Source organism: Chryseobacterium sp. SIMBA_028 (assembly GCF_046535285.1).
Lineage (GTDB): Bacteria > Bacteroidota > Bacteroidia > Flavobacteriales > Weeksellaceae > Chryseobacterium.
Window position 1 is genome coordinate 1 of the sequence record NZ_JAWRWZ010000884.1, and the last position, 231, is coordinate 231.

Sequence of the window (231 nt, forward strand, 5' to 3'; positions counted from 1 at the left end):
GGGCCGATGGCCATTCGAAAGAAGGACGTGGTATTGATGGCGACTGTCAGCAGCTTCGAAGGATTGGCGCATCCGACGCGATCCGAGCTGCGGCAGTTTGCGGAACTCTTCACGCCCCTCTTCCAGGCCTCCTCCGAGGAGGCGCGCCGCCAGGCCGTTGCCGCCCTGTCGCAATGCATCGTAATCCCGCAGGCAGTCGCCTTGTTCATCGGCAATCAGCCGATATCGGTC

1 protein-coding gene is annotated in these 231 nt (G+C 62.3%); it reads left to right on the forward strand.

Annotation, left to right across the window (positions count from 1 at the left end):
• Positions 1 to 231: hypothetical protein (locus tag SCA31_RS25740; RefSeq protein ID WP_410699760.1), on the forward strand; the 231-nt coding region annotated here is incomplete at both ends.